This window comes from Pelodictyon phaeoclathratiforme BU-1, assembly GCF_000020645.1.
GTDB lineage: Bacteria > Bacteroidota > Chlorobiia > Chlorobiales > Chlorobiaceae > Chlorobium > Chlorobium phaeoclathratiforme.
Window position 1 is genome coordinate 572975 of record NC_011060.1, and the last position, 25687, is coordinate 598661.

The 25687-nt window shown below is 45.7% G+C and carries 30 protein-coding genes and 5 pseudogenes; 27 read left to right on the forward strand and 8 right to left on the reverse strand.

Going from position 1 to position 25687, the window contains the following annotated elements; all coding sequences use genetic code 11:
• Positions 1–6 precede the first annotated feature (6 nt).
• From PPHA_RS02925 to PPHA_RS15840, 5 genes and pseudogenes are all read left to right on the forward strand, one after another.
• A pseudogene (locus tag PPHA_RS02925) lies at positions 7–981 on the forward strand (GDP-L-fucose synthase family protein).
• A 6-nt stretch (positions 982–987) separates the two neighbouring features.
• Complete coding sequence (gene gmd / locus PPHA_RS02930; protein WP_012507394.1) at positions 988–2130, forward strand: GDP-mannose 4,6-dehydratase; 1143 nt, start codon at positions 988–990, stop codon at positions 2128–2130.
• Positions 2131–2199: 69 nt separating this feature from the next.
• Positions 2200–2451, forward strand: coding sequence for a DUF4258 domain-containing protein (locus tag PPHA_RS02935; protein ID WP_223293970.1), 252 nt, complete (start codon positions 2200–2202; stop codon positions 2449–2451).
• The gene (locus PPHA_RS02940) at positions 2448–2648 is read left to right on the forward strand and encodes a DUF2283 domain-containing protein (RefSeq protein ID WP_012507396.1); all 201 of its coding nucleotides are present in this window, start codon (positions 2448–2450) and stop codon (positions 2646–2648) included. The genes PPHA_RS02935 and PPHA_RS02940 overlap by 4 nt, the downstream gene beginning before the upstream one ends.
• A gap of 166 nt (positions 2649–2814) precedes the next feature.
• The gene (locus PPHA_RS15840; protein ID WP_190274017.1) at positions 2815–3087 is read left to right on the forward strand and encodes a hypothetical protein; all 273 of its coding nucleotides are present in this window, start codon (positions 2815–2817) and stop codon (positions 3085–3087) included.
• 120 nt (positions 3088–3207) lie between these two features.
• Here the strand turns inward: PPHA_RS15840 and PPHA_RS02950 are convergent, their stop codons facing one another.
• Positions 3208–3534, reverse strand: coding sequence for a helix-turn-helix domain-containing protein (locus tag PPHA_RS02950; RefSeq protein WP_012507397.1), 327 nt, complete (start codon positions 3532–3534; stop codon positions 3208–3210).
• A 433-nt stretch (positions 3535–3967) separates the two neighbouring features.
• On the opposite strand from PPHA_RS02950, the gene PPHA_RS15845 reads away from it, so the two are divergent.
• The 5 genes from PPHA_RS15845 to PPHA_RS02970 all read left to right on the forward strand — a co-directional run bounded on the left by PPHA_RS15845 (position 3968) and on the right by PPHA_RS02970 (position 8866).
• The gene (locus PPHA_RS15845; protein WP_190274018.1) at positions 3968–4141 is read left to right on the forward strand and encodes a hypothetical protein; all 174 of its coding nucleotides are present in this window, start codon (positions 3968–3970) and stop codon (positions 4139–4141) included.
• A 253-nt stretch (positions 4142–4394) separates the two neighbouring features.
• The gene (locus PPHA_RS02955) at positions 4395–5402 is read left to right on the forward strand and encodes an Rpn family recombination-promoting nuclease/putative transposase (RefSeq protein WP_041526649.1); all 1008 of its coding nucleotides are present in this window, start codon (positions 4395–4397) and stop codon (positions 5400–5402) included.
• A gap of 334 nt (positions 5403–5736) precedes the next feature.
• Entirely contained in the window at positions 5737–6729 is a 993-nt protein-coding gene (locus PPHA_RS02960; RefSeq protein ID WP_012507399.1) for an Rpn family recombination-promoting nuclease/putative transposase, read from the forward strand.
• A 78-nt stretch (positions 6730–6807) separates the two neighbouring features.
• Entirely contained in the window at positions 6808–7698 is an 891-nt protein-coding gene (locus PPHA_RS02965; RefSeq protein WP_012507400.1) for an Rpn family recombination-promoting nuclease/putative transposase, read from the forward strand.
• 208 nt (positions 7699–7906) lie between these two features.
• Entirely contained in the window at positions 7907–8866 is a 960-nt protein-coding gene (locus PPHA_RS02970; protein WP_012507401.1) for an Rpn family recombination-promoting nuclease/putative transposase, read from the forward strand.
• Between the two features lie 557 nt (positions 8867–9423).
• On the opposite strand, the gene PPHA_RS02980 is transcribed toward PPHA_RS02970, so the two are convergent.
• The 4 genes and pseudogenes from PPHA_RS02980 to PPHA_RS14460 form a co-directional block, all read right to left on the reverse strand.
• The gene (locus PPHA_RS02980) at positions 9424–9750 is read right to left on the reverse strand and encodes a helix-turn-helix transcriptional regulator (protein ID WP_012507402.1); all 327 of its coding nucleotides are present in this window, start codon (positions 9748–9750) and stop codon (positions 9424–9426) included.
• Entirely contained in the window at positions 9743–9841 is a 99-nt protein-coding gene (locus tag PPHA_RS14900) for a type II toxin-antitoxin system RelE/ParE family toxin (RefSeq protein ID WP_083765344.1), read from the reverse strand. The genes PPHA_RS02980 and PPHA_RS14900 overlap by 8 nt, the downstream gene beginning before the upstream one ends.
• Positions 9842–10113: 272 nt before the next feature.
• A pseudogene (locus PPHA_RS02985) lies at positions 10114–11522 on the reverse strand (IS1380 family transposase).
• Between the two features lie 92 nt (positions 11523–11614).
• Entirely contained in the window at positions 11615–11836 is a 222-nt protein-coding gene (locus tag PPHA_RS14460; protein ID WP_083765345.1) for a type II toxin-antitoxin system RelE/ParE family toxin, read from the reverse strand.
• Positions 11837–12048: 212 nt separating this feature from the next.
• Here PPHA_RS14460 and PPHA_RS15850 point away from each other — a divergent pair, with 212 nt between their 5' ends.
• The 8 genes and pseudogenes from PPHA_RS15850 to PPHA_RS16690 all read left to right on the forward strand — a co-directional run bounded on the left by PPHA_RS15850 (position 12049) and on the right by PPHA_RS16690 (position 15269).
• Positions 12049–12222 (forward strand): hypothetical protein, encoded by a 174-nt coding sequence (locus PPHA_RS15850; RefSeq protein WP_190274019.1) that lies wholly within the window; start codon positions 12049–12051, stop codon positions 12220–12222.
• Between the two features lie 156 nt (positions 12223–12378).
• Entirely contained in the window at positions 12379–12669 is a 291-nt protein-coding gene (gene nadS / locus PPHA_RS02995; RefSeq protein ID WP_012507404.1) for a NadS family protein, read from the forward strand.
• Between the two features lie 31 nt (positions 12670–12700).
• Positions 12701–13111, forward strand: a pseudogene (locus tag PPHA_RS03000) (GDP-mannose 4,6-dehydratase); the annotation flags it as partial.
• Positions 13112–13444: 333 nt separating this feature from the next.
• On the forward strand, positions 13445–13660 hold the full coding sequence (locus tag PPHA_RS03005; RefSeq protein WP_012507405.1) for a hypothetical protein: 216 nt from the start codon (positions 13445–13447) through the stop codon (positions 13658–13660).
• A gap of 14 nt (positions 13661–13674) precedes the next feature.
• Positions 13675–14070, forward strand: a complete 396-nt coding sequence (locus tag PPHA_RS03010; RefSeq protein WP_012507406.1) for a type II toxin-antitoxin system VapC family toxin — start codon at positions 13675–13677, stop codon at positions 14068–14070.
• A 2-nt stretch (positions 14071–14072) separates the two neighbouring features.
• Positions 14073–14240: pseudogene (locus tag PPHA_RS03015) on the forward strand (GDP-mannose 4,6-dehydratase); the annotation flags it as partial.
• A gap of 213 nt (positions 14241–14453) precedes the next feature.
• Entirely contained in the window at positions 14454–14966 is a 513-nt protein-coding gene (locus PPHA_RS03020; RefSeq protein WP_012507407.1) for a hypothetical protein, read from the forward strand.
• A gap of 222 nt (positions 14967–15188) precedes the next feature.
• Positions 15189–15269: a hypothetical protein gene (locus PPHA_RS16690; RefSeq protein WP_397233997.1), complete on the forward strand. Its 81-nt coding sequence runs from the start codon at positions 15189–15191 to the stop codon at positions 15267–15269.
• Positions 15270–15715: 446 nt separating this feature from the next.
• On the opposite strand, the gene PPHA_RS03030 is transcribed toward PPHA_RS16690, so the two are convergent.
• The 3 genes from PPHA_RS03030 to PPHA_RS03040 form a co-directional block, all read right to left on the reverse strand.
• Positions 15716–16546 (reverse strand): PEP-CTERM sorting domain-containing protein, encoded by an 831-nt coding sequence (locus PPHA_RS03030; RefSeq protein ID WP_012507409.1) that lies wholly within the window; start codon positions 16544–16546, stop codon positions 15716–15718.
• A 146-nt stretch (positions 16547–16692) separates the two neighbouring features.
• A complete protein-coding gene (locus PPHA_RS03035; RefSeq protein ID WP_012507410.1) occupies positions 16693–17475 on the reverse strand; it encodes a PEP-CTERM sorting domain-containing protein in 783 nt (260 codons plus the stop codon).
• 210 nt (positions 17476–17685) lie between these two features.
• Complete coding sequence (locus PPHA_RS03040) at positions 17686–18192, reverse strand: transposase (RefSeq protein WP_012507411.1); 507 nt, start codon at positions 18190–18192, stop codon at positions 17686–17688.
• Between the two features lie 304 nt (positions 18193–18496).
• Here PPHA_RS03040 and PPHA_RS03045 point away from each other — a divergent pair, with 304 nt between their 5' ends.
• From PPHA_RS03045 to PPHA_RS03080, 9 genes and pseudogenes are all read left to right on the forward strand, one after another.
• Positions 18497–19399 (forward strand): Rpn family recombination-promoting nuclease/putative transposase, encoded by a 903-nt coding sequence (locus tag PPHA_RS03045; RefSeq protein WP_012507412.1) that lies wholly within the window; start codon positions 18497–18499, stop codon positions 19397–19399.
• A 207-nt stretch (positions 19400–19606) separates the two neighbouring features.
• Positions 19607–20554, forward strand: coding sequence for an Rpn family recombination-promoting nuclease/putative transposase (locus tag PPHA_RS03050; RefSeq protein WP_041526653.1), 948 nt, complete (start codon positions 19607–19609; stop codon positions 20552–20554).
• A 31-nt stretch (positions 20555–20585) separates the two neighbouring features.
• Positions 20586–20861 (forward strand): hypothetical protein, encoded by a 276-nt coding sequence (locus tag PPHA_RS03055; protein ID WP_012507414.1) that lies wholly within the window; start codon positions 20586–20588, stop codon positions 20859–20861.
• 201 nt (positions 20862–21062) lie between these two features.
• Positions 21063–21221 (forward strand): addiction module protein, encoded by a 159-nt coding sequence (locus tag PPHA_RS03060; RefSeq protein WP_223293971.1) that lies wholly within the window; start codon positions 21063–21065, stop codon positions 21219–21221.
• Between the two features lie 193 nt (positions 21222–21414).
• Positions 21415–21955 (forward strand): annotated as a pseudogene (locus tag PPHA_RS16915) (AAA family ATPase); the annotation flags it as partial.
• 600 nt (positions 21956–22555) lie between these two features.
• Positions 22556–22930, forward strand: a complete 375-nt coding sequence (locus PPHA_RS16920) for a PD-(D/E)XK nuclease domain-containing protein (protein WP_456238409.1) — start codon at positions 22556–22558, stop codon at positions 22928–22930.
• 189 nt (positions 22931–23119) lie between these two features.
• Entirely contained in the window at positions 23120–23272 is a 153-nt protein-coding gene (locus PPHA_RS15855; protein ID WP_190274055.1) for a hypothetical protein, read from the forward strand.
• 155 nt (positions 23273–23427) lie between these two features.
• Positions 23428–23853: a hypothetical protein gene (locus PPHA_RS03075; protein WP_041526404.1), complete on the forward strand. Its 426-nt coding sequence runs from the start codon at positions 23428–23430 to the stop codon at positions 23851–23853.
• 111 nt (positions 23854–23964) lie between these two features.
• Positions 23965–25263 (forward strand): nucleotide sugar dehydrogenase, encoded by a 1299-nt coding sequence (locus PPHA_RS03080; RefSeq protein ID WP_012507418.1) that lies wholly within the window; start codon positions 23965–23967, stop codon positions 25261–25263.
• Positions 25264–25687: the final 424 nt, after the last annotated feature.

Sequence of the window (25687 nt, forward strand, 5' to 3'; positions counted from 1 at the left end):
CATAGGATGATATACATAGCCGGTCATCGGGGTATGGTTGGTTCGTCCATTTCTCCGTCAATTACAGGCAAGTGGTCTCAGCAGGCAGCAGGTTGTTCTCAGAACTCATGCCGAGCTTGATCTTACTGACCAGCTTTCAGTCAGGGTCTTTTTCGAGAATGAACGGCCTGATCAGGTTTACCTTGCTGCAGCAAAAGTTGGGGGGATTTATTCCAACAACAGTTTTCCTGCGGAGTTTATCTATCAGAATCTGATGATGGAGGCCAATATTATCCATGAATCATGGCGGGTGGGTGTTCGAAGGCTTCTGTTTCTTGGGTCAAGTTGTATTTATCCCCGGATGGCCCCCCAGCCGATGCTGGAAAGCGCATTGCTCACCGGGCCGCTTGAGCCAACCAACGAACCCTATGCTATAGCTAAAATTGCGGGTATCAAGCTTTGTGAAAGTTATAACCGGCAGTATGGGGAGAGCGATGGCACTGATTTTCGCAGTGTCATGCCGACGAATCTGTATGGTCCCGGCGACAACTATCACCCTGAAAACAGCCATGTTATTCCCGCGCTGATCCGTCGCTTCCATGAAGCTATGGTCAGCGGAGATGCTGTTGTGACGCTCTGGGGTACCGGTACGCCACTGAGGGAGTTTCTGTATGTTGATGATATGGCTGCAGCATGCATTCACGTCATGAATCTCGATAAATCGATCTTCGACGCCAATACCACGCCTATGCTGAGTCATATCAATGTTGGGCAGTGGCAAAGGAGCTGACGATTCGTGAACTTGCCGATACTATTGCAATGGTTATCGGTTTTCAGGGCGGTATTGCATTTGATGCCTCGAAACCTGATGGCTCACCCCGGAAACTGATGGACAGCAGCCGACTCAACAATCTTGGATGGCAGCCGAAAGTGGGGCTTGAAGAGGGGCTGAGGCTGGCGTATAAGGATTTTCTTCTTCATGAACATTCTTCTCATTTTTAAATTTCTATGAAAGTTGCTCTTATAACCGGTATAACCGGGCAGGATGGCTCTTATTTGGCGGAACTGCTGCTTGAGAAGGGGTATGAGGTGCATGGTATCAAGCGGCGGGCCAGCTCGTTTAATACCCAGCGGATTGATCATCTCTATCGTGATCGTCATGATATTGAAAATGAGGGCTCTCCGGTTTCTCATCACTCGTCGCTTTTTCTCCATTATGGTGACTTGACCGACAGCAGCAATCTGACTCGCATTATTTCGGAGGTGCAGCCTGATGAGGTCTATAATCTTGGTGCGCAGAGTCATGTTGCGGTGAGTTTTGAGTCGCCGGAGTATACGGCTGATGTTGATGCGATGGGTACGCTGCGTCTGCTTGAGGCGATTCGCTTTCTGGGGCTTGAGAAGAAAAGCCGTTTTTACCAGGCTTCGACGTCGGAGCTCTTTGGTTTGGTGCAGGAGATTCCGCAGCGGGAGAGTACCCCCTTTTATCCCCGCAGTCCCTATGCTGTGGCGAAGCTTTATGCCTACTGGATTACGGTGAACTATCGTGAGGCCTACGGGATGTACGCCTGCAACGGTATCTTGTTCAACCATGAGTCGTCGCGGCGGGGTGAGACTTTTGTGACGCGCAAGATTACGCGGAGTCTTGCCAATATCACCCAGGGGCTTGAGGAGTGCCTCTATGTCGGCAACATGAATGCCTTGCGCGACTGGGGCCATGCGAAGGATTATGTGCGGATGCAGTGGATGATGCTGCAGCAGGAGTTGCCGAGGGATTATGTGATTGCGACCGGTGTGCAGTACAGTGTTCGCCAGTTTATTGAAAAGTCGGCGGCGCAGCTTGGGATCTCCATTCGCTGGGAAGGGGAGGGGCGAGAGGAGATTGGCGTTATTGAGAACCTTTCCACTCCGTATGCATCGCTCCGTGAGGGGAGTGTGATTGTCCGGGTTGATGCGCGTTACTTCCGTCCTGCGGAGGTGGAGACGCTGCTTGGTGACCCGGCAAAGGCGAAGGCTGATCTGGGTTGGGTGCCGGAAATCACGCTCGACGAGATGGTTGAGGAGATGGTTGCGCATGATCTTGATCTTGCCCGCCGCCATGCCCTCCTCAAAGCCAACGGCTATATCGTAGAAGTCAGCAAGGAGAGCTGATCGCTGATGTCAGAAGAGGGCGGGGGTACCCCGCCCTTACGGAATCCGGGCTGAAGAAGGGGGACGTTGTTGACTGGGTGTATTTGCTGGGCGGGTTGTGCCATTTTTGGTGCTGGGTTGGGCCTGCTGCCTGGCGGCTGGGTGCTGCGAGCGTTTAACGATCCTGATTATATTGAGAGTTACGATGATGGTACAAGGCATTATCTGAAAAAAATTGTTGAAAATGAAAACAGATGGTTAAGAGTTGTGGTTAATGTAGATGTGATTCCGAACAAGGGTGTAACAGCATTTTTTGATCGTAGATTAAGGGGGAAAGCATGAAAATTACAGTTGATAAGGAAACTGATACCCTTTATTTTCGGCTTGATGAAAATAAGATAGTCGAATCTGAAGAAGTGAGGCCGGGTGTGATTTTTGATTATGATGAAAACGATGCGGTTATAGGTGTAGAGTTTCTTAATGTATCGTCAAGAACAACAAAAGAGGATTTATCGAATATGCAATTTGAGTCAGCGTAAGTTGAGACTCAAGCAATGGTGATTTTGGTTCGTTTTAAAAAGGCGTAGCGGCTTTATATGAGAAACGATTGTGGGCTGAGGGGGATGTTACTTGTCTCTCAGCGTATACCTTCCCATAACTCCTTGATATTGGATGGAGTGACACTTGAACAATTGAGATTAAAACATGGACAACGACTTGAAAATTGGTGGAATCACAGGTTCGGCTTCAGATTTGACTGCCTTACAGAGTCTGAAGCACGTTATTTGCTTAACACCCCGGATGTTGACCGCATCCGAAATAAAATTATTGCGGCAGTCCAAGGTTGAAATTGCGCAGCGGGTCAGTGAATTGGCAGGTTTACGCAGAAGGTCAAACCCGGCTGCTGAAAAGGCAACTGAAACATCGTTTTTGAGAGCTGCCAGAGTGAGCATCCGGGAAATTAAGCCGCGCATCTGAAAGTGAGCTGGAGGCATGGGCCGAAGCTATCCTTCTGCATGACGATCTCAAAGAAGGGGGACGTTGTTGACTGGGTGTAGTTACTGGGCTTTAATTTGCTATTCCATCGAAAATTGATGTTCAGATTGTTTTCGGTTGCTGTTTTGGTTTCAGTTTGATTTCCAGTTCGCAATTAACTGCTTTAGCGTATTTTCTCAGTGTGGTAAGAGAGGGGGAATGCTTGCTGCCGGATTCCAGTCTGGAGATGGCACTTTTGGTCGTCCCGATTTTCAGAGCCACAGCTTCTTGCGTCATGCCTGAGTGCTGTCGTGCAGATAACAGCTCCCTGATCAATGCGTATTTTGGTTCCAGTGCTTCATATTCTCTGCGAAAATTCTCGTCTTGAAGGTTTTTGCGTATCTCCTCCTCAACATTGTATGGTACTGGCTGGTATTGCAGATCATCCATTGTTAACCTCCTTTAATCTTTTTCTGGCAACTGCTAATACCATCTCGACCTTTCGGCCTCATTTCAAAAAGGCCGTCCCCCATCGCTTTGGTGTGGGGCATTCTCACAGTTGGCCCGTATTACTTTAACAGAAGCGAAATTCTTCTGTAATCAGCCTTAATGCTGCTGGGCCATTCCTCAATATCCTCTTTGATGCTGGGATGGAAGTATTCGATTTCATAACTCATGCCCTAAGTTAGCAAATACGATAACTATAACTATAAAAAATATTTTAACTGAAAAAACGATAGGGGACGTAGAGTACTATTGACAGTCATTCAGTGTCATAAAAGAGGAAGATGGACGTTGTTCATTACGTGTAGTTACTGAGTGCTTACTTATAAACTGCCAGAGCAGAGTAGGGGAGCAAAAGTCGGAGCAAAAGTCGGAGCAAATGCTCTATTCGCATTCATTCAGGATAATCCAGGCCAGAGAGCAGGCGAAATGGCTGTACTGTTCACAGGTAACACAGCGAACCATAGAACGATGGCTCAAGCAATTACGAGAAGCTGAGCGGATTGAGTTCATTGGCTCATCAAAAATCGGTGGATACTATCAAAAACAGTGACTATTCCGTGAAAAGCCAACGGCTACACCGAAGAAGTCCGCAAGGAGAGCTGATCTTGGAAGAGGGCGGGGGGCTCTTGACCGTACGGCTCGGAGGAGGGGGGACGTTGTTGACTGAGTGTATTTACTGGGGGGGGGTGCCATTTTTGGTGCAGGATTGGGACTGCTGCCTGGTGGCTGGGTTCACGGATTTTGGGGAAGAGATGTTATATTATTTTCGTCATTACTTCTTCATGTTTCTAAAAGCCGCATCTATGAGCATTCGATCGCCACGAAAACTGATCACCTTCGACTGGGCAATGAAGCGCTTGTTGCGCAGCAAGGCTAACTTTGAGATCCTTGAAGGGTTTTTAAGCGAGCTGCTTGGCGAGGATATTACGATTCTTGAAATCCTTGAAAGCGAGAGCAATAAAGAGAGCAAACTTGACAAATTCAATCGTGTTGATCTCAAGGTAAAGAACGGCAAAGACGAAATCATCATTATTGAGGTGCAGTATGAGCGGGAACTTGATTATCTGCAACGGATGCTGTATGGGACGTCGCGAGTCATAACCGAACATCAGCAGGAGGGTGAGCCCTATGCAACGCTGGTCAAGGTTATCTCGGTAAACATCCTCTATTTTAATCTTGGCCATGGCAGTGACTATATCTATCATGGTACGACGACGTTTGTTGGCATACACGATAACGACAAACTGCAGCTCGACATCCGACAGCAGAAGCAGTATGGGAAGATGCAGATAAACCACATTTATCCTGAATACTACCTCATCAGGCTGAACAACTTTAACAGCATCGCGAAAACATCGCTTGACGAGTGGATCTACTTTCTGAAGAACGAAGAGATCAAGGATGAGTTTCAGGCCAAAGGGATCCAGAAGGCAAAGCGGTCGTTTTCTCTTCTCAGTATGTCTGAAGCAGAACAGGCGGCCTACGCCCGTTATCAGGATGATCTTCGTTACCAGGCCAGTCTTGTAGAGTCGAACTATGGTCTTGGCCTTCGGGAAGGGAGAGAAGCCGGGATTACTGAAGGCCGCGTTGAAGGCCGTGTTGAAGGCCGCGTAGAGGGTCGAGTTGAAGGCTTGGTTGAGGGTCGCGTAGAGGGTCAAGCCCGGCTGTTGAGAAAGTTGCTGGAGCGTCGTTTTGGTGTGCTGCCAGAGTGGGCAACCGGGAGATTAAGCTGCGCAACTGAACAGGAGCTGGAGGCATGGGCCGAAGCCATCCTCACCGCACAGACACTGGAAGCGGTTTTCACTCCGTGAAAATCCTTGAAATCCGTGGACAGAAATCTTTCTTGCTGGCACATGCTTTGGAGCTCATCCGGGCTCTATTGTCCTCGCCCTGCTTAAAGCTAATGGGTATAGGGTGGATGTGAGTAAGGAGAGCTGATTTTTGAAGAGGGCGGGGGGACCCCGCCCGTACGGAATCAGGGCTGAAGAAGGGGGACGTTGTTGACTGGGTGTATTTGCTGGCCGGGTTGTGCTGTTTTTGGTGCAGGGATGGGACTGCTGCCTGGTGGCTGGGTTCACGGATTTTGGGGAAGAGATGTTATATTATTTTCGTCATTACTTCTTCATGTTTCTAAAAGCTGCATCAATGAACATTCGATCGCCACGAAAACTGATCACCTTCGACTGGGCAATGAAGCGCCTGTTGCGCAGCAAGGCTAACTTTGAGATCCTTGAAGGTTTTTTGAGCGAGCTGCTTGGCGAGGATATTACGATTCTTGACATCCTTGAAAGCGAGAGCAATAAAGAGAGCAAACTTGACAAATTCAATCGTGTTGATCTCAAGGTAAAGAACGGCAAAGACGAAATCATCATTATTGAGGTGCAGTATGAGCGGGAACTTGATTATCTGCAACGGATGCTGTATGGGACATCGCGAGTTATAACCGAACATCAGCAGGAGGGTGAGCCCTATTCAAAGCTGGTCAAGGTTATCTCGGTAAACATCCTCTATTTTGATCTTGGCCATGGCAGTGACTATATCTATCATGGTACGACGACGTTTGTTGGCATACACGATAACGATAAACTGCAGCTCGACATCCGGCAGCAGAAGCAGTATGGGAAGATGCAGATAAACCACATTTATCCTGAATACTATCTCATCAGGCTGAACAACTTTAACAGTATAGCAAAAACATCGCTTGACGAATGGATCTACTTTCTGAAGAACGAAGAGATCAAGGATGAGTTTCAGGCCAAAGGGATTCAGAAGGCAAAGCGGTCGTTTTCCATCCTCAGTATGTCTGAAGCAGAACAGGCGGCCTACGCCCGTTATCAGGATGATCTTCGTTACCAGGCCAGTCTTGTGGAGTCGAACTATGGTCTTGGCCTTCGGGAAGGGAGAGAAGCCGGGATTACTGAAGGAATTGAGAAAGGTATTGAACAGGGCTTAAAAAAAGGAATTGAGCAGGGAATTGAGCAGGGAATTGAGCAGGGAATTGAGCGGGGAATTGAGCGGGGGAAACTTGAAGTGGCCAAACGGTTGCTTGATAAGGGAATGAGCGTTGAAGAGGCGGCAGAGGCTGCGGGAATAAGCGCTAACATGTTGAAGAGATATATCGTCTCCCCCGATGTTTAGACAGCGAACATGGACAACGACTTAAAAATTCTGAACTATGGTTGTGCCGTATAATTTTCTCCAAAAGGAGAGTGAGCTATGTTTCTAAAAGATCGTTATATAAATCCGTTTACTGATTTTGGTTTCAAGAAGATTTTTGGCTCTGAAGTAAACAAGGAGCTGCTTATTGCGTTTCTGAACACGCTCTTGCCTCCGGAGGCGGGAACCGTTGCAGATCTTTCCTTTTTGCCCAATGAACAGGTTGGGCGCAGTGAATATGACCGCCGGGCGATCTTTGATCTCTACTGTGAAAACGAAAAAGGGGAAAAATTCATTGTTGAGATGCAGCGGGCGAAGCAGAACTATTTTAAAGATCGTTCGGTTTTTTATGCCACTTTCCCGATTCAGCAGCAGGCGCAGAGTGGAGATTGGAATTTCTGCCTGAAGGCGGTCTACATGGTCGGTATTCTCGATTTTGTTTTTGATGTGGATAAAGCCGATGATGCTGTGGTTCATCACGAGGTGAGACTGATCGATCGTTCAACGGGTGCAGTTTTTTATGACAAACTCACCTTTATTTATCTCGAACTGCCTAAGTTCCTGAAGACGATTGATGAGCTTGTTACTGATTTCGACAAGTGGTGTTTTCTGCTTCGGCACCTCCCTGAGCTCACTGATCGTCCAGCCCGTCTTCAGGAAAAGGTATTTCTTAAAGTATTTGAACTGGCGGAAATTGCACAGTATTCGAGTGTGGAAGCAGCGGCTTATGAAGAGAGCCTCAAGGTCTATCGTGATCTGAAGAATGTTGTCGATACGGCGTTTGATGAGGGTATAGCCGAGGGTATCGTGAAGGGCAAGGCTGAGGGAATAGCCGAAGGCATTCAGCAAAAGGCACTGGAAGATGCCAAAAGGTTTAAAGATGCAGGTGTTGATATCGAAACGATTGCACGTTGTACCGGCCTGCCGGTTACTCTTGTGGAGGGGCTGTGAGTGGTGATTTCGGAAGAGGGCGGGGGACTCTTGACCGTACGGCTCGGAGGAGGGGGGACGTTGTTGACTGGGTGTATTTGCTGGCCGGGTTGTGCCAGTGTGTTGGGCTGGATTGGCCCGCTGCCTGGCGGCTGGGTTCACGGATTTTGGGGAAGAGATGTTATATTATTTTCGTCATTACTTCTTCATGTTTCTAAAAGCTGCATCAATGAACATTCGATCGCCACGAAAACTGATCACCTTCGACTGGGCAATGAAGCGCCTGTTGCGCAGCAAGGCTAACTTTGAGATCCTTGAAGGGTTTTTAAGCGAGCTGCTTGGCGAGGATATTACGATTCTTGAAATCCTTGAAAGCGAGAGCAATAAAGAGAGCAAACTTGACAAATTCAATCGTGTTGATCTCAAGGTAAAGAACGGCAAAGACGAAATCATCATTATTGAGGTGCAGTATGAGCGGGAACTTGATTATCTGCAACGGATGCTGTATGGGACATCGCGAGTGATAACCGAACATCAGCAGGAGGGTGAGCCCTATGCAACGCTGGTCAAGGTTATCTCGGTAAACATCCTCTATTTTAATCTTGGCCATGGCAGTGACTATATCTATCATGGTACGACGACGTTTGTTGGCATACACGATAACGATAAACTGCAACTCGACATCCGACAGCAGAAGCAGTATGGGAAGATGCAGATAAACCATATTTATCCTGAATACTACCTCATCAGGCTGAACAACTTTAACAGCATAGCAAAAACATCGCTTGACGAGTGGATCTACTTTCTGAAGAACGAAGAGATCAAGGATGAGTTTCAGGCCAAAGGGATCCAGAAGGCAAAGCGGTCGTTTTCCATCCTCAGTATGTCTGAAGCAGAACAGGCGGCCTACGCCCGTTATCAGGATGATCTTCGTTACCAGGCCAGTCTTGTGGAGTCGAACTATGGTCTTGGCCTTCGGGAAGGGAGAGAAGCCGGGATTACTGAAGGCCGTGTTGAGGGCCGCGTAGAGGGTCAAACCCGGCTGTTGAGAAAGTTGCTGGAGCGTCGTTTTGGTGTGCTGCCAGAGTGGGCAACCAAGAGATTAAGCTGCGCAAGTGAACAGGAGCTGGAGGCATGGGCTGAAGCCATCCTCACCGCACAGACACTGGAAGCGGTTTTCACTCCGTGAAAATCCTTGAAATCCGTGTACAGAAATCTTTCTTGCTGGCACATGCTTTTGAGCTCATCCGGGCTCTATTGCCCTCGCCCTGCTTAAAGCTAATGGGTATAGGGTGGAGGTGAGTAAGGAGAGCTGATTTTTGAAGAGGGCGGGGGGACCCCGCTTGTACGGAATCAGGGCTGAAGAAGGGGGACGTTGTTGACTGGGTGTATTTGCTGGGTGGGTTGTGCCATTTTTGGTGCAGGGTTGGGCCGCTGCCTCGCGGCTGGGTGCTGCGAGCGTTTAACGATCCTGATTATATTGAGAGTTACGATGATGGTACAAGGCATTATCTGAAAAAAATTGTTGAAAATGAAAACAGATGGTTAAGAGTTGTAGTTAATGTAGATGTGATGTGATCGGAAAACAAGAATAAGCCAATTTCGGAAAATAAGCCGCGCATCTGAAATGGATCTGGAGGCATGGGTCGAAGCTATCCTTCTGCATGAAGATCTCAAAGAAGGGGGACGTTGTTGACTGGGTGTATTTTCTGGGCGTTAATTTGCTATTTCATCGAAAATTGATGTTCAGATCGTTTTCGGTTGCTGTTTTGGTTTCAGTTTGATTTCCAGTTCGCAATTAACTGCTTCAGCGTATTTTCTCAGTGTGGTAAGAGAGGGAGAATGCTTGCTGCCGGATTCCAGTCTGGAGATGGCACTTTTGGTCGTCCCGATTTTCAGAGCCACAGCTTCTTGCGTCATGCCTGAGAGCTGTCGTGCAGATAACAGCTCCCTGATCAATGCGTATTTTGGTTCCAGTGCTTCATATTCTCTGCGAAAATTCTCGTCTTGAAGGTTTTTGCATATCTCCTCCTCAACATTGTATGGTACTGGCTGGTATTTCAGATCATCCATTGTTAACCGCCTCTAATCTTTTTCTGGCAACTTGAAGCTCTTTATGCGGAGTTGACTGAGTTTTTTTAATAAAAGTATGCAGGATTATAATTTTTTTCCCTTTTAGCCTGTATAATTCATGAGGTCTACCAAAACAGAAGTTTTGAGTAAAAAAATGGAGCTACTCATCGTTGTGGCCAGGTAAAAAATTTCGTTATCACAAATGAAGTCAATTGAAGGAGTTCATAACCAACGAAAATAGCTCTGAACGGTCTGAAAAAACAGGCGATATTCCACAGTGATCGTACCCGCCCCATATGGCAAGTGAGTTTTGCTGCAATGGTGTAAAATGTATGAGTGTTTATTCTTTTGCCAATTGTCGCTTTACGATATCGTTGGTGGTGGCCAAGGCTGACGACGCAAATGTTCAAAGATTGCCAGACATTTTGAGAAAATCGACTGGTACGGATATGCCGTAGGCAACTGCACACTAATTTTTGTTTTCCGTTCAATGACTCTTGCGCCTATTTTCAAGATTTTCAAGCGAATACTCTCAAAGGTAGCCGTAGCCATGCTGGTTCCCTTGAGCATGTTGGATCGGAAACTGTGCAGCAAAACATAAGCTGCTGAGTGCAAAAACAGCCGAAACTGATTGGCCAAAAAACGGTGACAAGAGGTTCGATCGCTCTTGGTGTAGGTTTTGTGATCCTTTATGCACAATTCATCATTTCCACGAGCACAGTAGATCTCTTCGTAGAGTGCTTTTGCCTTTGCTTCCGGCATGTCCGTGCTGATAAAACGGACGTTCAACTTTCCAATGTCGGTCATCTCTACCTTTGCAACAACTTTACGTGGCTTGCTCCAGCTTTCTGCCTTGTACATGAAAGAGTGATAGCGTTTGAAGCCTGCTGGTTGCTGCTTGACGTGTTTGATCAGGGTTTCTACATGCTTGAGCAAAAGTGCGTTACGGGTCAGTCCGGTCACGCTGTAGCAATCATTTTGTTGGTCAATGAATGCAAAGACTTCTGGTGCTGAATAATGACTGTCACCACGGTAAACCAGTATGGTGTCTGGCCATTTTTGGCGAATACGTTCCACAATCCGTTTCACGTAGGAGACGATCTCCCGGCTTCCCGGGCGCTTGCCTGGCCGCAGTATCGTGGTGATCAGTTTGCCAGAAAAACCTTCATACACATGCAGAGGCTGATAACAGGTCTCCTGATAATAACCGCTGAACAGAGCCAATTGCTGATGGCCGTGCACAACATCCTCCGTATCGTCAAAATCCAGGACAATGACCTCGGGAGGTTCGACATACGAAGCGAGAAAATGATCCACAATACCATCTGCAATTCGATAGAGATCTCGACGGGTAATCATGTTTTCCAACCTGCTGAACGTTGGTTGACTGGCTAAATCAAGGCCGGTCTCAGGTAAACGACCAAGAGCTATTTTCATTGCCGGATCAATGCGTAAACTGTTGCTGTCATTGCAATCTTCGTAACCACAGGCGATTTGAAATACTCGCAGGGTATTGAGTTCATTGACACTATGCGTAATCGAAGAAGAACGTCGGCTATCACTGATGCACTTGGTCAGCATGCTGATGATGCCAAGTTGGGATTCGGTTTCATGCAAGAGCAACACACCAGCGTCGCTTGTGATGTTGCCGCCATCAAAATCCAGAGCAACTTTTTACCCATTACCGGGGCAATGGCTGATGCCGAATTGTATGAAAATAATGTTTGTTGAGTACTCTCTGATGTGACTATATTCGGCTGAAGGGGTTGCATAAATATCGCGTCTTATTTATTGACTTAAGCACCAATAATATAAGTAATTGCGGTATTTTTTGCCCCCCTTTTTTTTGTTTATGGTGAATAATTCAGGTTAGATAGCAATAGAGCGCTCTGCCAATACCATCTCGACCTTTCGGCCTCATTTCAAAAAGGCCGTCCCCCATCGCTTTGGTGTGGGGCATTCTCACATTTGGCCCGTATTCCTTCAAAAGAAGTGAAATCCTCCTGTAATCAGCCTTAATGCTGCTGGGCCATTCCTCAATATCCTCTTTAATGCTGGGATGGAAGTATTCGATTTCATAACTCATACCCCAAGTTAGCAAATACGATAACTATAAAAAATATTTTAACTGAAAAAACGATAGGGGACGTAGAGGACTATTGACAGTCATTCAGTGTCATAAAAAAGGAAGATGGACGTTGTTCACGGCGTGTAGTTACTGAGTGCTTACTTTGAAACTGCCAGAGCAGAGTAGGGGAGTAAATGTCGGAGTAAATGTCGGAGTAAATGTCGGAGTAAATGCTCTATTCGCATACATTCAGGCTAATCCAGGTCAGAGAGCAGGCGAAATGGCTGTACTGTTCACAGGTAACACAGCGAACCATAGAACGCTGGCTCAAACAATTACGAGAAGCTGACCGGATTGAGTTCATTGGCTCATCAAAAATCGGTGGATACTATCAAAAACAGTGACTATTCCGTGATATGTGTTCGTTGCAGAAGCGCTGGCCAGTGCTCCAGTCGTTTTAGTTGCGAGGGATGGATGCATTATCCTTCCCGTTTTTAAAAGGGGTTTGTTGGTTGTTGTGGATGCCATATTGTGCGAATTTGTGAAAAAGTTATAGCTATATGGAAGAGATACTATTTTCTGAGTTGCTTAAGAGCTTGAAAGAAGCCAACGATATTGCTGAAGGTATGTCAGAGGCTTCGCGCCGTTTTGAGATTACTCTGCCGGATGTTCAGTCAGTACGTGAGCAAATTGGGTTATCCCAAGATGAGTTTGCCTCAATGATGCGGGTTAGCGTCAGGACGCTGCAAAATTGGGAAAAGCATCGTCGTAACCCGACTGGTTCCGCTGCGGCTCTGCTCAAGATTGTAGTCGCAGCACCGGATGTGGCTCTTAAATCATTGCATTCGTGATAGTTCTTATGGTTTTTCTTTTGAGTCGTACGGGTGGATGATGCTGCAGCAGGAGCAGCCGAGGGATTATGTGATTGCGACGGGTGTGCAGTACAGTGTTCGCCAGTTTATTGAAAAGTCTGCGGCGCAGCTTGGGATCACCATTCGCTGGGAAGGGGAGGGGAGAGAGGAGATTGGCGTTATCGAGAGCCTCTCCACTCCGTATGCCTCGCTCCGTGAGGGGAGTGTGATTGTCCGGGTTGATGCGCGTTACTTCCGTCCAGCGGAGGTGGAGACGCTGCTTGGTGATCCAGCAAAGGCGAAGGCTGATCTGGGCTGGGTGCCGGAAATCACCCTCGACGAGATGGTTGAGGAGATGGTGGCGCATGATCTTGATCTTGCCCGCAGGCATGCCTTGCTTAAGGCTAATGGGTATACCGTAGAGGTCAGCAGGGAGAGCTGACCTCTACTTCAAGGATGAGGGACGTTGGTGACTACGGGTAGTTACTGCCTTCGGAGAGGGGGGCGTTGTTGACTGGGTGTATTTGCTGGTCATTAATTTACTATTCCATAGACTGGCTCTTGCTTCAATACCAATGTTATTTCTTTGTTTCATTCCGTACTATTCTGGTTTACATTCCGTAAGTTATCTCCATTGCTTCCATATTTTATGTTAAGATGTGCTTACGAATGTGCTCTCTTTCTGCTCTCGTCTGAATGAAGTGCGCATTGCTGAAGCGCTGGAAAAAATTCCAGTCGTTTTTTGTAATTTTGGAAAACCATTCAGGAGATAATTATGCTGCAAAGTTATGAAGCCTTCTACGATCATGGAGCTATGAAATGGTTGGGTGATAAACCTCCGGTTAAGCAGGCATACGTTATTGTAACTATCCTTGCCGAGAAAGAAGCAACTGTGATGCCATTACAGAAAAAACATCAGCCATCACCTCTCATTGCAGGAAAAGGTAAAATACTGGGAGACATCATCTCTCCGGTTTCACCAGCAGAATAGTGGAGTTGTCTCGAATGATCGTGCTTGATACGCATATTTGGGTGAAATGGATTATTGACGGTAATCCAGCTCTGTCAGAAAAAATTGTCAATGCAATGAGGGTTGATTGTCATTGGACTGTTTCAGCTATATCCTGCTTTGAGGTTTCTTTGTTGGTTAAACGTGGCAAGCTTCAGTTGCTCCTACCCGTTGAAGATTGGATAAAGGAAGTGCTTGAAAATTCAGGTATTGATTCACTTCCTGTTACCTGTGATATTATGCATAAAGCCGCTATGCTTTCCGAAATTCACAGGGATCCAGCAGACCGGATAATTATCGCGGCTGCTCTTGTTTATGATGCAAAACTGGCAAGTATAGATTCTGTATTTCCGGATTACATGGAACTGCAAGGCAGATTGTTCGGTAAATGAATGTGCGGATGCAGTGGATGATGCTGCAGCAGGAGCTGCCGAGGGATTATGTTATTGCGACTGGTGTGCAGTACAGTGTTCGCCAGTTTATTGAAAAGTCGGCGGCGCAGCTTGGGATTCCCATTCGCTGGGAAGGGAAGGGAAGGGAAGGGGAGGGAAGATTGGTAGCCCGTCGTCACGCTCTCCTCAAAGATGAGGGACGTTGGTGACTACGGGTAGTTACTGCCGGTGTTGTGTAATTTTGGTGGCAAAATACACACAGGCAGCTATGGCTAAGCCGACAGTGAATGGATACGGGTGTGGTATTGCTGTAGTATTGTTTTTCTTTAACTGAATAACAAAATAATAGTTTATTATAGATACATCAGTATGTAGAATATCTAATGACAGCCATCAGTCAGAAGCGGGGAATTCAACCATCAGAGATAAAAGTAACAAAGATGTGGTTTGCAAAAATAAAATTTCTATTTGCTGTTTTTGTTTTGGCTTTCTTCATTAGTCCTCAACCAGCAGTAGCCGTCGTTGACGTTATTACTGTCAGTTTCAGTGAAACATTATCACCAGCGTCTTATTCAGGCGCAATTGATCCTGCTGTAAGCGACAAGTTGATCAATATTAACAATGCTTCAGGCTCAAGTTCCATCTCTGAAATGGTTGGTGTAACCGATAGCGCGCTTGTTCAATGGAATTCTCGTGAAATATTAAATTCAACTGGTACTGACTTATTGGAAGGTTGTCTTGGTACAAACACGCTTTCTCAGAACGGTAACAGTTTGTGGTTTACTGGGTTAACTCCAAAAAGCATGTACACGATCTACGTGTATAGCCAGAGTTCAACGAATGGTTATAAGACACAAATAAAATATTCAAGCAATGTTGCTCCAGGTAGCTCATAAGAAACTCATGTTGCAGGTATACTCACAACCGATACATCAAGAATAGGATACGTTGACAATGGAAATTATTTGATAATAACGACTTATTCGACAAGTTCCGGGCAAATTCTATTGAATTATTCTGCTCTTGTACAAGGTCAAGAAGCAGTAATCAACGCTGTACAAATCAAAGCAGGTGAGCCAGCTACAGCTCCTACACCTGAGCCATCATCCTTTGTTCTTATGGGGATAGGCGGAATATTAGCTGTGATGTTGTGGAGAAAAAAGCAAAAATCGGTTAAACTGTATACTTTCAACGAGTAGTTCTGCTTATCTGGCATTGATCTTTGTTTTAGATTAATTTAACCACAACGATATAGATTAATAGACCAAAAGGTATTCTTTAGTCCTGTTATACACCCTTGGGTGCACCTCGTCAAAACGATAAGCCGTCATTATTTCTGTTTTGGCCCCAGAAAGAGTGTTGTTGTGAAAGTGCTGATTATAACCGGCAGAGATTAGAGAACGCAAGTTTCTTACATGAAAGGCATAGCCAACTATCATGCCTTCGAGGCCTCGATATTCAGCAATGGTATGGGCAGTCTTTGACAGGGGAAAGTACAGGGACTGTTCGAATTAGATTACAATAACACCAATATACCACTTTTTTTCAGGTAAGCTCTTTTTCATAATCCGTCATTTTTTTAAGAATGGTGTGAATGTTTAGAGGGTGGGCATGTGTTTTGTATCGCTTCCAAGAAGTAATATTTCTATTCTATCACTTGTCTCGACACTATCTTTTTCCTCGCTGCAATTCCGGCGATCAACGCCCCTACCCCCATCAACACATAGGTAGATGGTTCGGGATTCGGAGAATTATGATTAAATGATTTCAATAAGGCTGTTTGAGTAACAGCACCTGTTGCAGCAGTAAACCCTACCAATCCAGACGAAGAGCCTATTTCGCGACTGATAACAAATGGCGTTGCACTACTTCCATACGTAAGAGTAGCTGATCCTGGTTTTGAATTCAGCTGATTGAGGTATACCGACAATATTGCTCCATCATAGTCAAGCCACGTATACCAGATACCATTACTGTTAAATGTTTGTGATACTGATGCTTGTGATTCGCTCCTTATATTACCGTTAATATCGATACCAATGTGGTTGTGGTCAATGTCATTATATTTGACTCCGGGATCATTACGATGGGTATCAATCTCAACGCCAACACTTCTATTAATCCCATCATATCCTAACAATCCACCAGTCCCGCCAAGATTGGAACTTTCTTTATTCTTGATCACAAACACCAATCCATCAGCACCATTAGTAGAAGTGCCATCAAAGGAAAATGAAAAAGACGAATTGAAGCTGGTAACATCGACAGGTGTATGAAAAAAGACACTTCCAGCTCTTTTTTCTACATTAATAGAGGTAAGTTGCAAATCGTTTCCGGAATTTACAGCGGTACCATAACGCGTATAACCCGATGTTGACGAAAAATCATTATAAGTCAACACCGTCCCGGCTTCAGCACTACCCGACAAAAACAACCAGGCAAGCAGGGCTGAAAAAGCAATCAGTTTTTTTTTCATCTCAAACCCATGTGTTTATGTTGACAAGATATTTTTATACGTAACAGATTCAGCCGTTTACTACCATACTACTTTTGCCTCTCGAACAGTCAATATCTTTAGTTATAAAACGTTAACCTTCGTTTATCTTCCAGTATTCACCTTAACTATTTACCCTTAGCAATTAACAGATTCTTTTTCCATGCAACCATACCGGCAATCAACGCCCCTACCCCCATCAACACATAGGTCGAAGGTTCCGGAGTCGGCGATTTGCCATATACCAATTGCACAGCATTGATGCCGGCTCGATTTAGAGTATTTCCTGGATTGGTATAAAAAGCAACGTAAGCTTTGCCTGTTTCATCAGTTGTAAAATCGTAGGTAAGATAATTTCCGTTTGCCCGGTAGGTTGTCAAATGATCTGTCGTCAATGTTCCGATCGAGCTGTAAGTACCCGATCCCACTCTTATCGACAAATTCGTAATAAACGTATGCCTAACATCATTTTGCCCTTGACTGTAAACAACAACAGAGTACTGCTCATTAGCCATTAACCCGTCAAAGGATATTTTTGCTTCACCAACACCCGACTTTGAAGTAGATGCGTCATGCTTAAGCAGCTCTGGAGCATCACGATAACCCTCCTTTAATCCACTATCACCACCCACGGTGAATGTAGCGCTACTACTGCTGTAAAGATCCGTAAATGATGTTGAAGTACTGCCTTCGCTCAATCTGTAAGAACTCGAAACGCTATAGCCGTCCGAAGGCAAAGCACCAAAAAGAGCACTTGGATCCGAGATGTTGTTATCTGATACATAGAAGGTGATAACCTCTGTTGCAGCTATACCTTGGCAGGGATGAACCGCAAGAACAATAGCAAAACCTGCTAAATAGCTGATAAACTTATGTCTTACAACGGAACGAAACCAACGAATAAAAGTCATTTAACTAATATGAAATATATAGTTAATAGCCTCAATATTCACAAGTAAATATATGTTGACTAGGCTTTTTTTATCAAAGATAATAAGTGAAAAATGTTTGCTTTACAAATTTGTTAAAACATTTAACTTGATCTGTATAATCCGGTATGACGTTAAAGGTTTTGTGGATACTCGAATACATTAATTTTTTATCCTAATTCTAAATTGCAATCAAATTGATTTTAATATCCAATCCCAACCAGTTAAAGACCGAAGTCCGTCAGGATGTTCTTCCATTTTTTTCAGTCCTCTCGCTGCTTGTGCGATAACAGCTCCAAGTGTCTCAAATACCCGATTAGCAAATTCCTTCTCTCGCAATTCATCCCAAAGGTGCTCAACAGGATTTAATTCCGGTGAATACGGTGGCAGCTTTACAAGTACCATGTTCTTTGGAACCCTTAAATGCTCGGCACGATGAGAAGGCGCTCCATCCACAACCATCATGACAAACTCTTCAGGATGCTTATGAGAGACCTGCCTGAGAAATGCGCCCATACTCACTGTGTCCATTTTGCCGCCCAACATCCAATCAATCACACCATCTTGCGGAGATACTGCTGCGTACGCATAGACATACTCTCTTACAAGAGCTAACTTTACGATAGGACGAAGTGGCGCTGGAGCCCAGCATTTTCGAGGATCACTTATCCTTCCGAACCGAGCCTCATCCTGAAACATCAAGCGCAAAGGCAGATTCAGTACATTTTGCTTGGTGGCTTGTACCAGTGTCTCTGGGAGTTTTTTTTAAATTCTTCCTGTGCCTGTAGTTACTGCTCCTGAATGTGCCAATGTGTTGTGCTAAATCGGGTCAGCAGTTTTGAGGTTGAGTTTACTGCAGAGAGAAAATCCGGGTTTTTTAGTAGATTTCAAGGGGTGTGCTGTGGTATCGCCCTGTACATGCAAATTTATTCTGAATGTTGGTGGTTCATTTTTTCTGAACTATGGTTGTGCCGTATAATTTTCTCCAAAAGGAGAGTGAACTATGTTTATAAAAGATCGTTATATAAATCCCTTTACCGATTTTGGTTTCAAGAAGATTTTTGGCTCTGAAGTAAATAAGGAGCTGCTTATTGCGTTTCTGAACACGCTTTTGCCTCCGGAGGCGGGAACCGTTGCGGATCTCTCCTTTTTGCCCAATGAACAGGTTGGGCGCAGTGAATATGACCGTCGGGCGATCTTTGATCTCTATTGTGAAAACGAAAAGGGGGAAAAATTCATTGTTGAGATGCAGCGGGCGAAGCAGAACTATTTTAAAGATCGTTCGGTTTTTTATGCCACCTTCCCGATTCAGCAGCAGGCGCAGAGTGGAGACTGGAATTTCTGCCTGAAGGCGGTCTACATGGTCGGTATTCTCGATTTTGTTTTTGATGTAGATAAAGCTGATGATGCTGTGGTTCACCACGAGGTGAGACTGATCGATCGTTCAACGGGTGCGGTCTTTTATGACAAACTCACCTTTATTTATCTTGAGCTTCCCAAGTTTCTGAAAACGATTGATGAGCTTGTTACTGATTTCGACAAGTGGTGTTTTCTGCTCCGGCATCTCCCTGAGCTCACTGATCGTCCGGCTCGTCTGCAGGAGAAGGTCTTTCTTACAGTATTTGAACTGGCTGAAATTGCGCAGTATAAGAGTGTGGAAGCAGGGGTTTATAAAGAGAGCCACAAAGTCTATCGTGATCTGAAAAATGTTGTCGATACGGCGTTTGATGAGGGTATAGCCGAGGGTATCGTGAAGGGCAAGGCTGAGGGAATAGCCGAAGGAATAGCCGAAGGCATTCAGCAAAAGGCACTGGAAGATGCTAAAAGGTTTAAAGATGCTGGTGTTGATATCGAAACGATTGCACGTTGTACCGGTCTGCCGGTTACTCTTGTGGAAGGACTGTGAATGGTGATTTCGGAAGAGGGTGGGGAGACCCCGCCCGTACTGCTCGGAGGAAGGGGGACGTTGTTGACTGGGTGTATTTGCTGGGCGGGTTGTGCTGTTTTTGGTGCCTGGTTGGGCCGCTGCCTCGCGGCTGGGTTCACGGATTTTGGGGAAGAGATGTTATATTATTTTCGTCATTACTTCTTCATGTTTCTAAAAGCCGCATCTATGAGCATTCGATCGCCACGAAAACTGATCACCTTCGACTGGGCAATGAAGCGCTTGTTGCGCAGCAAGGCTAACTTTGAGATCCTTGAAGGGTTTTTAAGCGAGCTGCTTGGCGAGGATATTACGATTCTTGAAATCCTTGAAAGCGAGAGCAATAAAGAGAGCAAACTTGACAAATTCAATCGTGTTGATCTCAAGGTAAAGAACGGCAAAGACGAAATCATCATTATTGAGGTGCAGTATGAGCGGGAACTTGATTATCTGCAACGGATGCTGTATGGGACGTCGCGAGTCATAACCGAACATCAGCAGGAGGGTGAGCCCTATGCAACGCTGGTCAAGGTTATCTCGGTAAACATCCTCTATTTTAATCTTGGCCATGGCAGTGACTATATCTATCATGGTACGACGACGTTTGTTGGCATACACGATAACGACAAACTGCAGCTCGACATCCGACAGCAGAAGCAGTATGGGAAGATGCAGATAAACCACATTTATCCTGAATACTACCTCATCAGGCTGAACAACTTTAACAGCATCGCGAAAACATCGCTTGACGAGTGGATCTACTTTCTGAAGAACGAAGAGATCAAGGATGAGTTTCAGGCCAAAGGGATCCAGAAGGCAAAGCGGTCGTTTTCTCTTCTCAGTATGTCTGAAGCAGAACAGGCGGCCTACGCCCGTTATCAGGATGATCTTCGTTACCAGGCCAGTCTTGTAGAGTCGAACTATGGTCTTGGCCTTCGGGAAGGGAGAGAAGCCGGGATTACTGAAGGTCGCGTAGAGGGTCAAACCCGGCTGTTGAGAAAGTTGCTGGAGCGTCGTTTTGGTGTGCTGCCAGAGTGGGCAACCGGGAGATTAATCTGCGCAAGTGAACAGGAGCTGGAGGCATGGGCTGAAGCCATCCTCACAGCACAGACACTGGAAGCGGTTTTTACTCCGTGAAAATCTCAATGATCTAATCAGGAGGCTTGCCATGCAAGTGGTAAAAAATAAAGAAGGGAAGATTGAAGAAACGGGCAGTGTCGTCACTCCCTGCCGTCCCATAGAAGTAAACTCTGAGCACGACTTCAAGGCGCTTGGTTTAGCCAGCTTTTTTGATACCCAGGAAGACAACAATGTCGATTGGGAAGAGATTTTTCAGGCTGGCAGCAACGTGTGCCCAGGTTTGGTGCCACGTGTCAGCCCGGATCAACAGGATGTGTCAACGTTGCCTGCAGATTGTGGAATTTGTTATAGGAAGGAACGTTGATATGGCGGTGGCCTGTGTGCATGTGATGGAGCTTGAGGAGAGACTGAGGTTGGCGTATGAGGATTTTCTGAAAAAAGAACATTTGTGGATAACACGCATTATTCTGCTTGTACCTGAACATTCGTACCATGGGAAGGTGTTTTTCCATTATCACTCGATATCGTAATTATGGATAAGCTATTGATAAATAAGGCAATGAAAATGCCGCCCATTCAACGGGTTGCATTGGCAGAGTTGCTTCTTGCAAGTATTGATTATGAAGAGGGCGACATTCGTGAAGCATGGATAAGTGAGGTACATGAACGCATGAAAGCGGTAAATGAAGGTCGTTCGACACTTCTGGATTTTGATGCGTTATAGCGGTGAAGCTTAAATTTCAAGAATGAGCAGCTAAAGATTTGCTTGATGCAGTGAAATGGTATAAAGGAAGAAGGGGGACGTTGTTGACTGCGCTCGGTTTTTCTGACTAAAAGTTTTGTATTTTGCGGTGTCGTAAAAAAAGTGTGGAGTGCCGATACCTGTTATGGGCTCATGTTTAACATTGAGGTTGACGATGAAAAAGTTGCCAGTGGGCATACAGACCTTCAGCGAGATCATAAACGAGGATTACCTGTATATCGACAAAACCGGGATAGCCTATAGCCTGATTAACAACTTTAAATATGTTTTTCTGTCGCGCCCCCGGCGATTCGGCAAAAGCCTCTTCCTTGATACGCTGAAAAATATTTTCGAGGGAAATCGGGATCTGTTCCGTGGGCTGCTGATTGAGGAGCAGTGGAACTGGGAGGTGAAGTATCCGGTCATCCAGATCAGTTTCAGTGGCGGAATACGCAGCCAGGAAACTCTTCGCAAAAATCTTTTCTATATCCTGAATGACAATCAGGAGCGGCTTGATATTATTTGTGTGGAGAAAGAGGATCCCAACCAGTGTTTCGCAGAACTCTAAGAAGACCTCACAAAAGTATCATCAGAAGGTTGTTGTTCTTATTGATGAGTATGACAAACCGATTCTGGACAATATTGAGAATATCCCCGAGGCTCTGGTTATCCGGGATGGAATGCGGGACTTTTATACCAAAATCAAGGAGAACGACCGGTATCTGCGCTTTGCCTTCCTCACAGGGGTGAGTAAATTCTCCAAAGAGTCGCTCTTCAGCGGTCTGAACAATCTTGAAGATATCAGCCTGAACCCTGATTTTGGCAACGTTTGTGGTTATACCCAGCTTGATCTGGAGAGCTCTTTTGCCCCTTATCTCGAAGGTGTTAATATGGAGCAGGTCAAGCGGTGGTACAATGGGTATAACTTTTTGGGTGATAGTGTGTATAACCCTTTCGATATCCTGCTGTTTATCAAGAACCAGCGTACGTTCCAAAACTTTTTGTTCGAGACAGGAACGCTAAAGTTTCTGATTGAACTCATCAAAAAGAACAACTATTTTATTCCAAAATTTAATGGATTACAGGTTAATAAGTCTCTGGTTAACAGCTTTGACCTTGAAAATCTCAATCTGGAGACTATTCTGTTTCAGACCGGCTATTTGACCATCAAGCGCCAGCTGCCGTTGGATATGGGATTTGGTTATGAGTTGGGATTTCCTAACAGGGAGGTGCAGACCAGTTTTAACGATTATATCCTGCAATCGGTGACCAGCGTTTCGGAAAATGAGCCCATCCGCCGTGAGCTGCTGGCTATCATGAATACTGGTGATGTTGAACGATTTGAACCTGTTATCAAGCGTCTTTTTGCAAGCATCGCCTATAATAATGTTACCAACAATGACATTGAGCGTTACGAGGGCTTTTATGCCAGCGTGCTTTATGCCTGTTTTGCCAGTATCGGAGTAGAGATCATCGCCGAGGATGTGAGCAACAAGGGCAGAATTGACCTGACGCTGAAGGCTGTGGGGAGAACCTTTTTCTTTGAATTCAAGGTGACTGACGGGGAGCCACTTGAGCAGATCAGGGAAATGAAATATTACGAAAAATATGAGGGGGAACGCTATCTGATTGGCATCGTCTTTGACCCGAAACAGAGAAACGTCAGCAAGTTTGAGTGGGAGAGGATTTAAAGCCTGTTCCCAAATTCCAGAAGGGGGACGTTGTTGACTCCGTGCACATTCTTCCTTGGTTGCAGAGAGTGACGTTGTTGACTGCATGTACTTACTGCTCCAGAATGTTCCAATTTGTTGTGCTGGATCGGTTCTGCAGCTTGGCGGCTGGGTTCACGGATTTTGGGGAAGAGATGCTGATCACCTATCATGAGCAGAGGTGGTTGCGTGCTGGGTGTAACAGTGTTGAAAGGTAAGCCAGAGTGGGCAACCGGGAAGTTAAGCCGCGCAACTGAACAGGAGCTTGAGGCATGGGCTGAAGCTATCCTCACCGCACAGACACTGGAAGCGGTTTTCAAATAAATGTTACTGTACGAAAAAGGGGGACGTTGTTGACTAGGGGTACATCCTGCTCGGGTTGTGCTGTTGTGTATGCCGGTTCGGGCCAGCGGCTCTGCGGTTGGGTGCACGGACTTTGTGAAATAGATGTGATGCTCGAAGTTTTATAAGTGAGCTGTTTGGCGAGGAGAGAGCATGGCGAAAACTTCGCATTGGATCGTGGTACACTCAGAGCCATTTTGCGGTGTGCATTGCTGAAACGCTGGCCGAAGTTCCAGTCTGTTTTTGTACCTTTGAATAAGATTGCTGTGATCATGATGCTGCAAAATTATGCAGCTTTTTATGATCATGGAGTCATTGAATTGGCTGGTTGCCGCTACTCGTTGAAGATTGCATTAAAGGAAGGGCTTGAAAATTCAGGTATTGATTCGGTTCTGGTTACCTGCAATATTACGATTATGAAGGATGGGCGTAAGGTGCTGGTTTGGAGTGCGGAAGTTTTTAAAGTCGGCGCAGGCGTGTTGTTCAATCCATCACCGCTCTTTCGTAAGTGGCGTATTGTGCTGTCTGGAATTGGAATTGGATGTGGTGTGAATCTGATATGAACATATTGTTATAAAATATTTTAGAGATATTTAAAGCAGGCGCTCTTTCGTAGTAACGTGTTGGTCTTACTGACGTTTTTTTGTGCTAAAAAAACTATCCTTCCCCCATTTATGAATTCAATTAGAATTGCTGTTGTTGGTCTTGGCTATGTCGGCTTGCCGCTTGCTGTGGAGTTTGCCAAAAAGTATCCTGTCGTTGGTTTTGATATCAAGCAGGAGCGTGTCGGTGAACTTGGGCAAGGTTACGATGCTACACTTGAGGTGACCAGTGAAGAGCTGAAGAGTGTTCTCTGCGAGAGTAACTATAATGGGGAGGAAGGGAGTCCGGGTCTTTTTGTGAGTTCTGACAGTAGCGATCTTGGTGCGGTAAATTACTATATCGTTACGGTACCTACTCCGACTGACAAGAACAATCGTCCTGATCTTTCACCGCTCCTCAAGGCGAGCGAAACCATTGGCAGGGTGCTCAAGATGGGCGATATTGTCATCTATGAATCAACGGTCTATCCCGGTGCTACCGAGGAGGATTGTGTCCCTGTTCTTGAACGATTCTCCGGGCTTACGTTCAACCGTGACTTTTTTGCTGGCTACTCTCCCGAACGGATTAATCCCGGCGATAAGGAGCATACAGTAACAAAGATAAAAAAGGTTACATCGGGCTCAACTCCAGATATTGCCACTAAAGTTGATTCGCTCTATCGATCGATCATCGTTGCCGGTACCCACTTGGCCTCATCCATCAGGGTTGCGGAGGCGGCCAAGGTGATTGAGAATTCGCAGCGTGATATCAATATTGCCTTTGTCAATGAGTTGTCCGTGATTTTCAACCGGATGGGGATCGACACTCATGAAGTTCTGGCGGCAGCGGGTACCAAATGGAACTTTCTTCCCTTTAAACCGGGTCTTGTGGGAGGTCACTGCATCGGTGTTGATCCATATTATCTTGCCCAGAAGGCTCAGGAGTATGGCTACCATCCGGAAATCATTCTTGCGGGGCGGAGGTTGAACGATAACATGGGCAAGTATATAGCCTCGCAGGTCATTAAACTGATGATAGCGCGTGATCACAAGATCAAGGGTGCCAAGATTCTGATGCTTGGCATCACCTTTAAGGAGAACTGTCCCGATATCCGGAACACCCGTGCTGTCGATATTGTGAATGAACTGAAGCAGTATGGCGCTGAAGTGGATATTCACGATCCGTGGGCGAATCCCGAAGAGGTGATGCATGAATACGGGTTTGAATGCCTTCATGAGCTTAATGGCAATCATTACGAGGCCATCATTCTTGCTGTAGCGCACGATGCATTTGCCGCTCTTGATATTCGCTCACTTAGCTCTGGCATTAATGCGGTCATTTATGATGTGAAAGGGGTTTTGCCGATTGATAAGGTTAGTGGAAGGTTGTAACGATCGGGCCTGCAGCCTGGTGGATGGGCTCACGGATTTTGGGGAAGAGATGTTATATTTGAGCAATGGAACGCCTGTTGCGTAGCAAGGCTAACTTTGAGATACCCGAAGGCTTTTTAAGCGGGCTGCTTTGAATTTCGATGTTGCCCATTAATGAATTCAGCCTCCGACGAGGATCTGGTACTTGTGACAACGAGGTATCCGTGGGAGGTATTTCCACCTGTTTGGATTCATGCTAACGAATCAACGGTAAAACTCCTTCATATCTTGCGGCTAAGTCCGGTGACCCCGATGCAGCATCTCTCTTTGTAGATGCTTTGTTGAATCCAATAATTGTTGAACAATTAGCTGATACATTTGCCTGGAAAAAACCAGTATTGGTTTCAGCACATGCAGTGGAAGGGTCTGGGGGTAAACACCATAC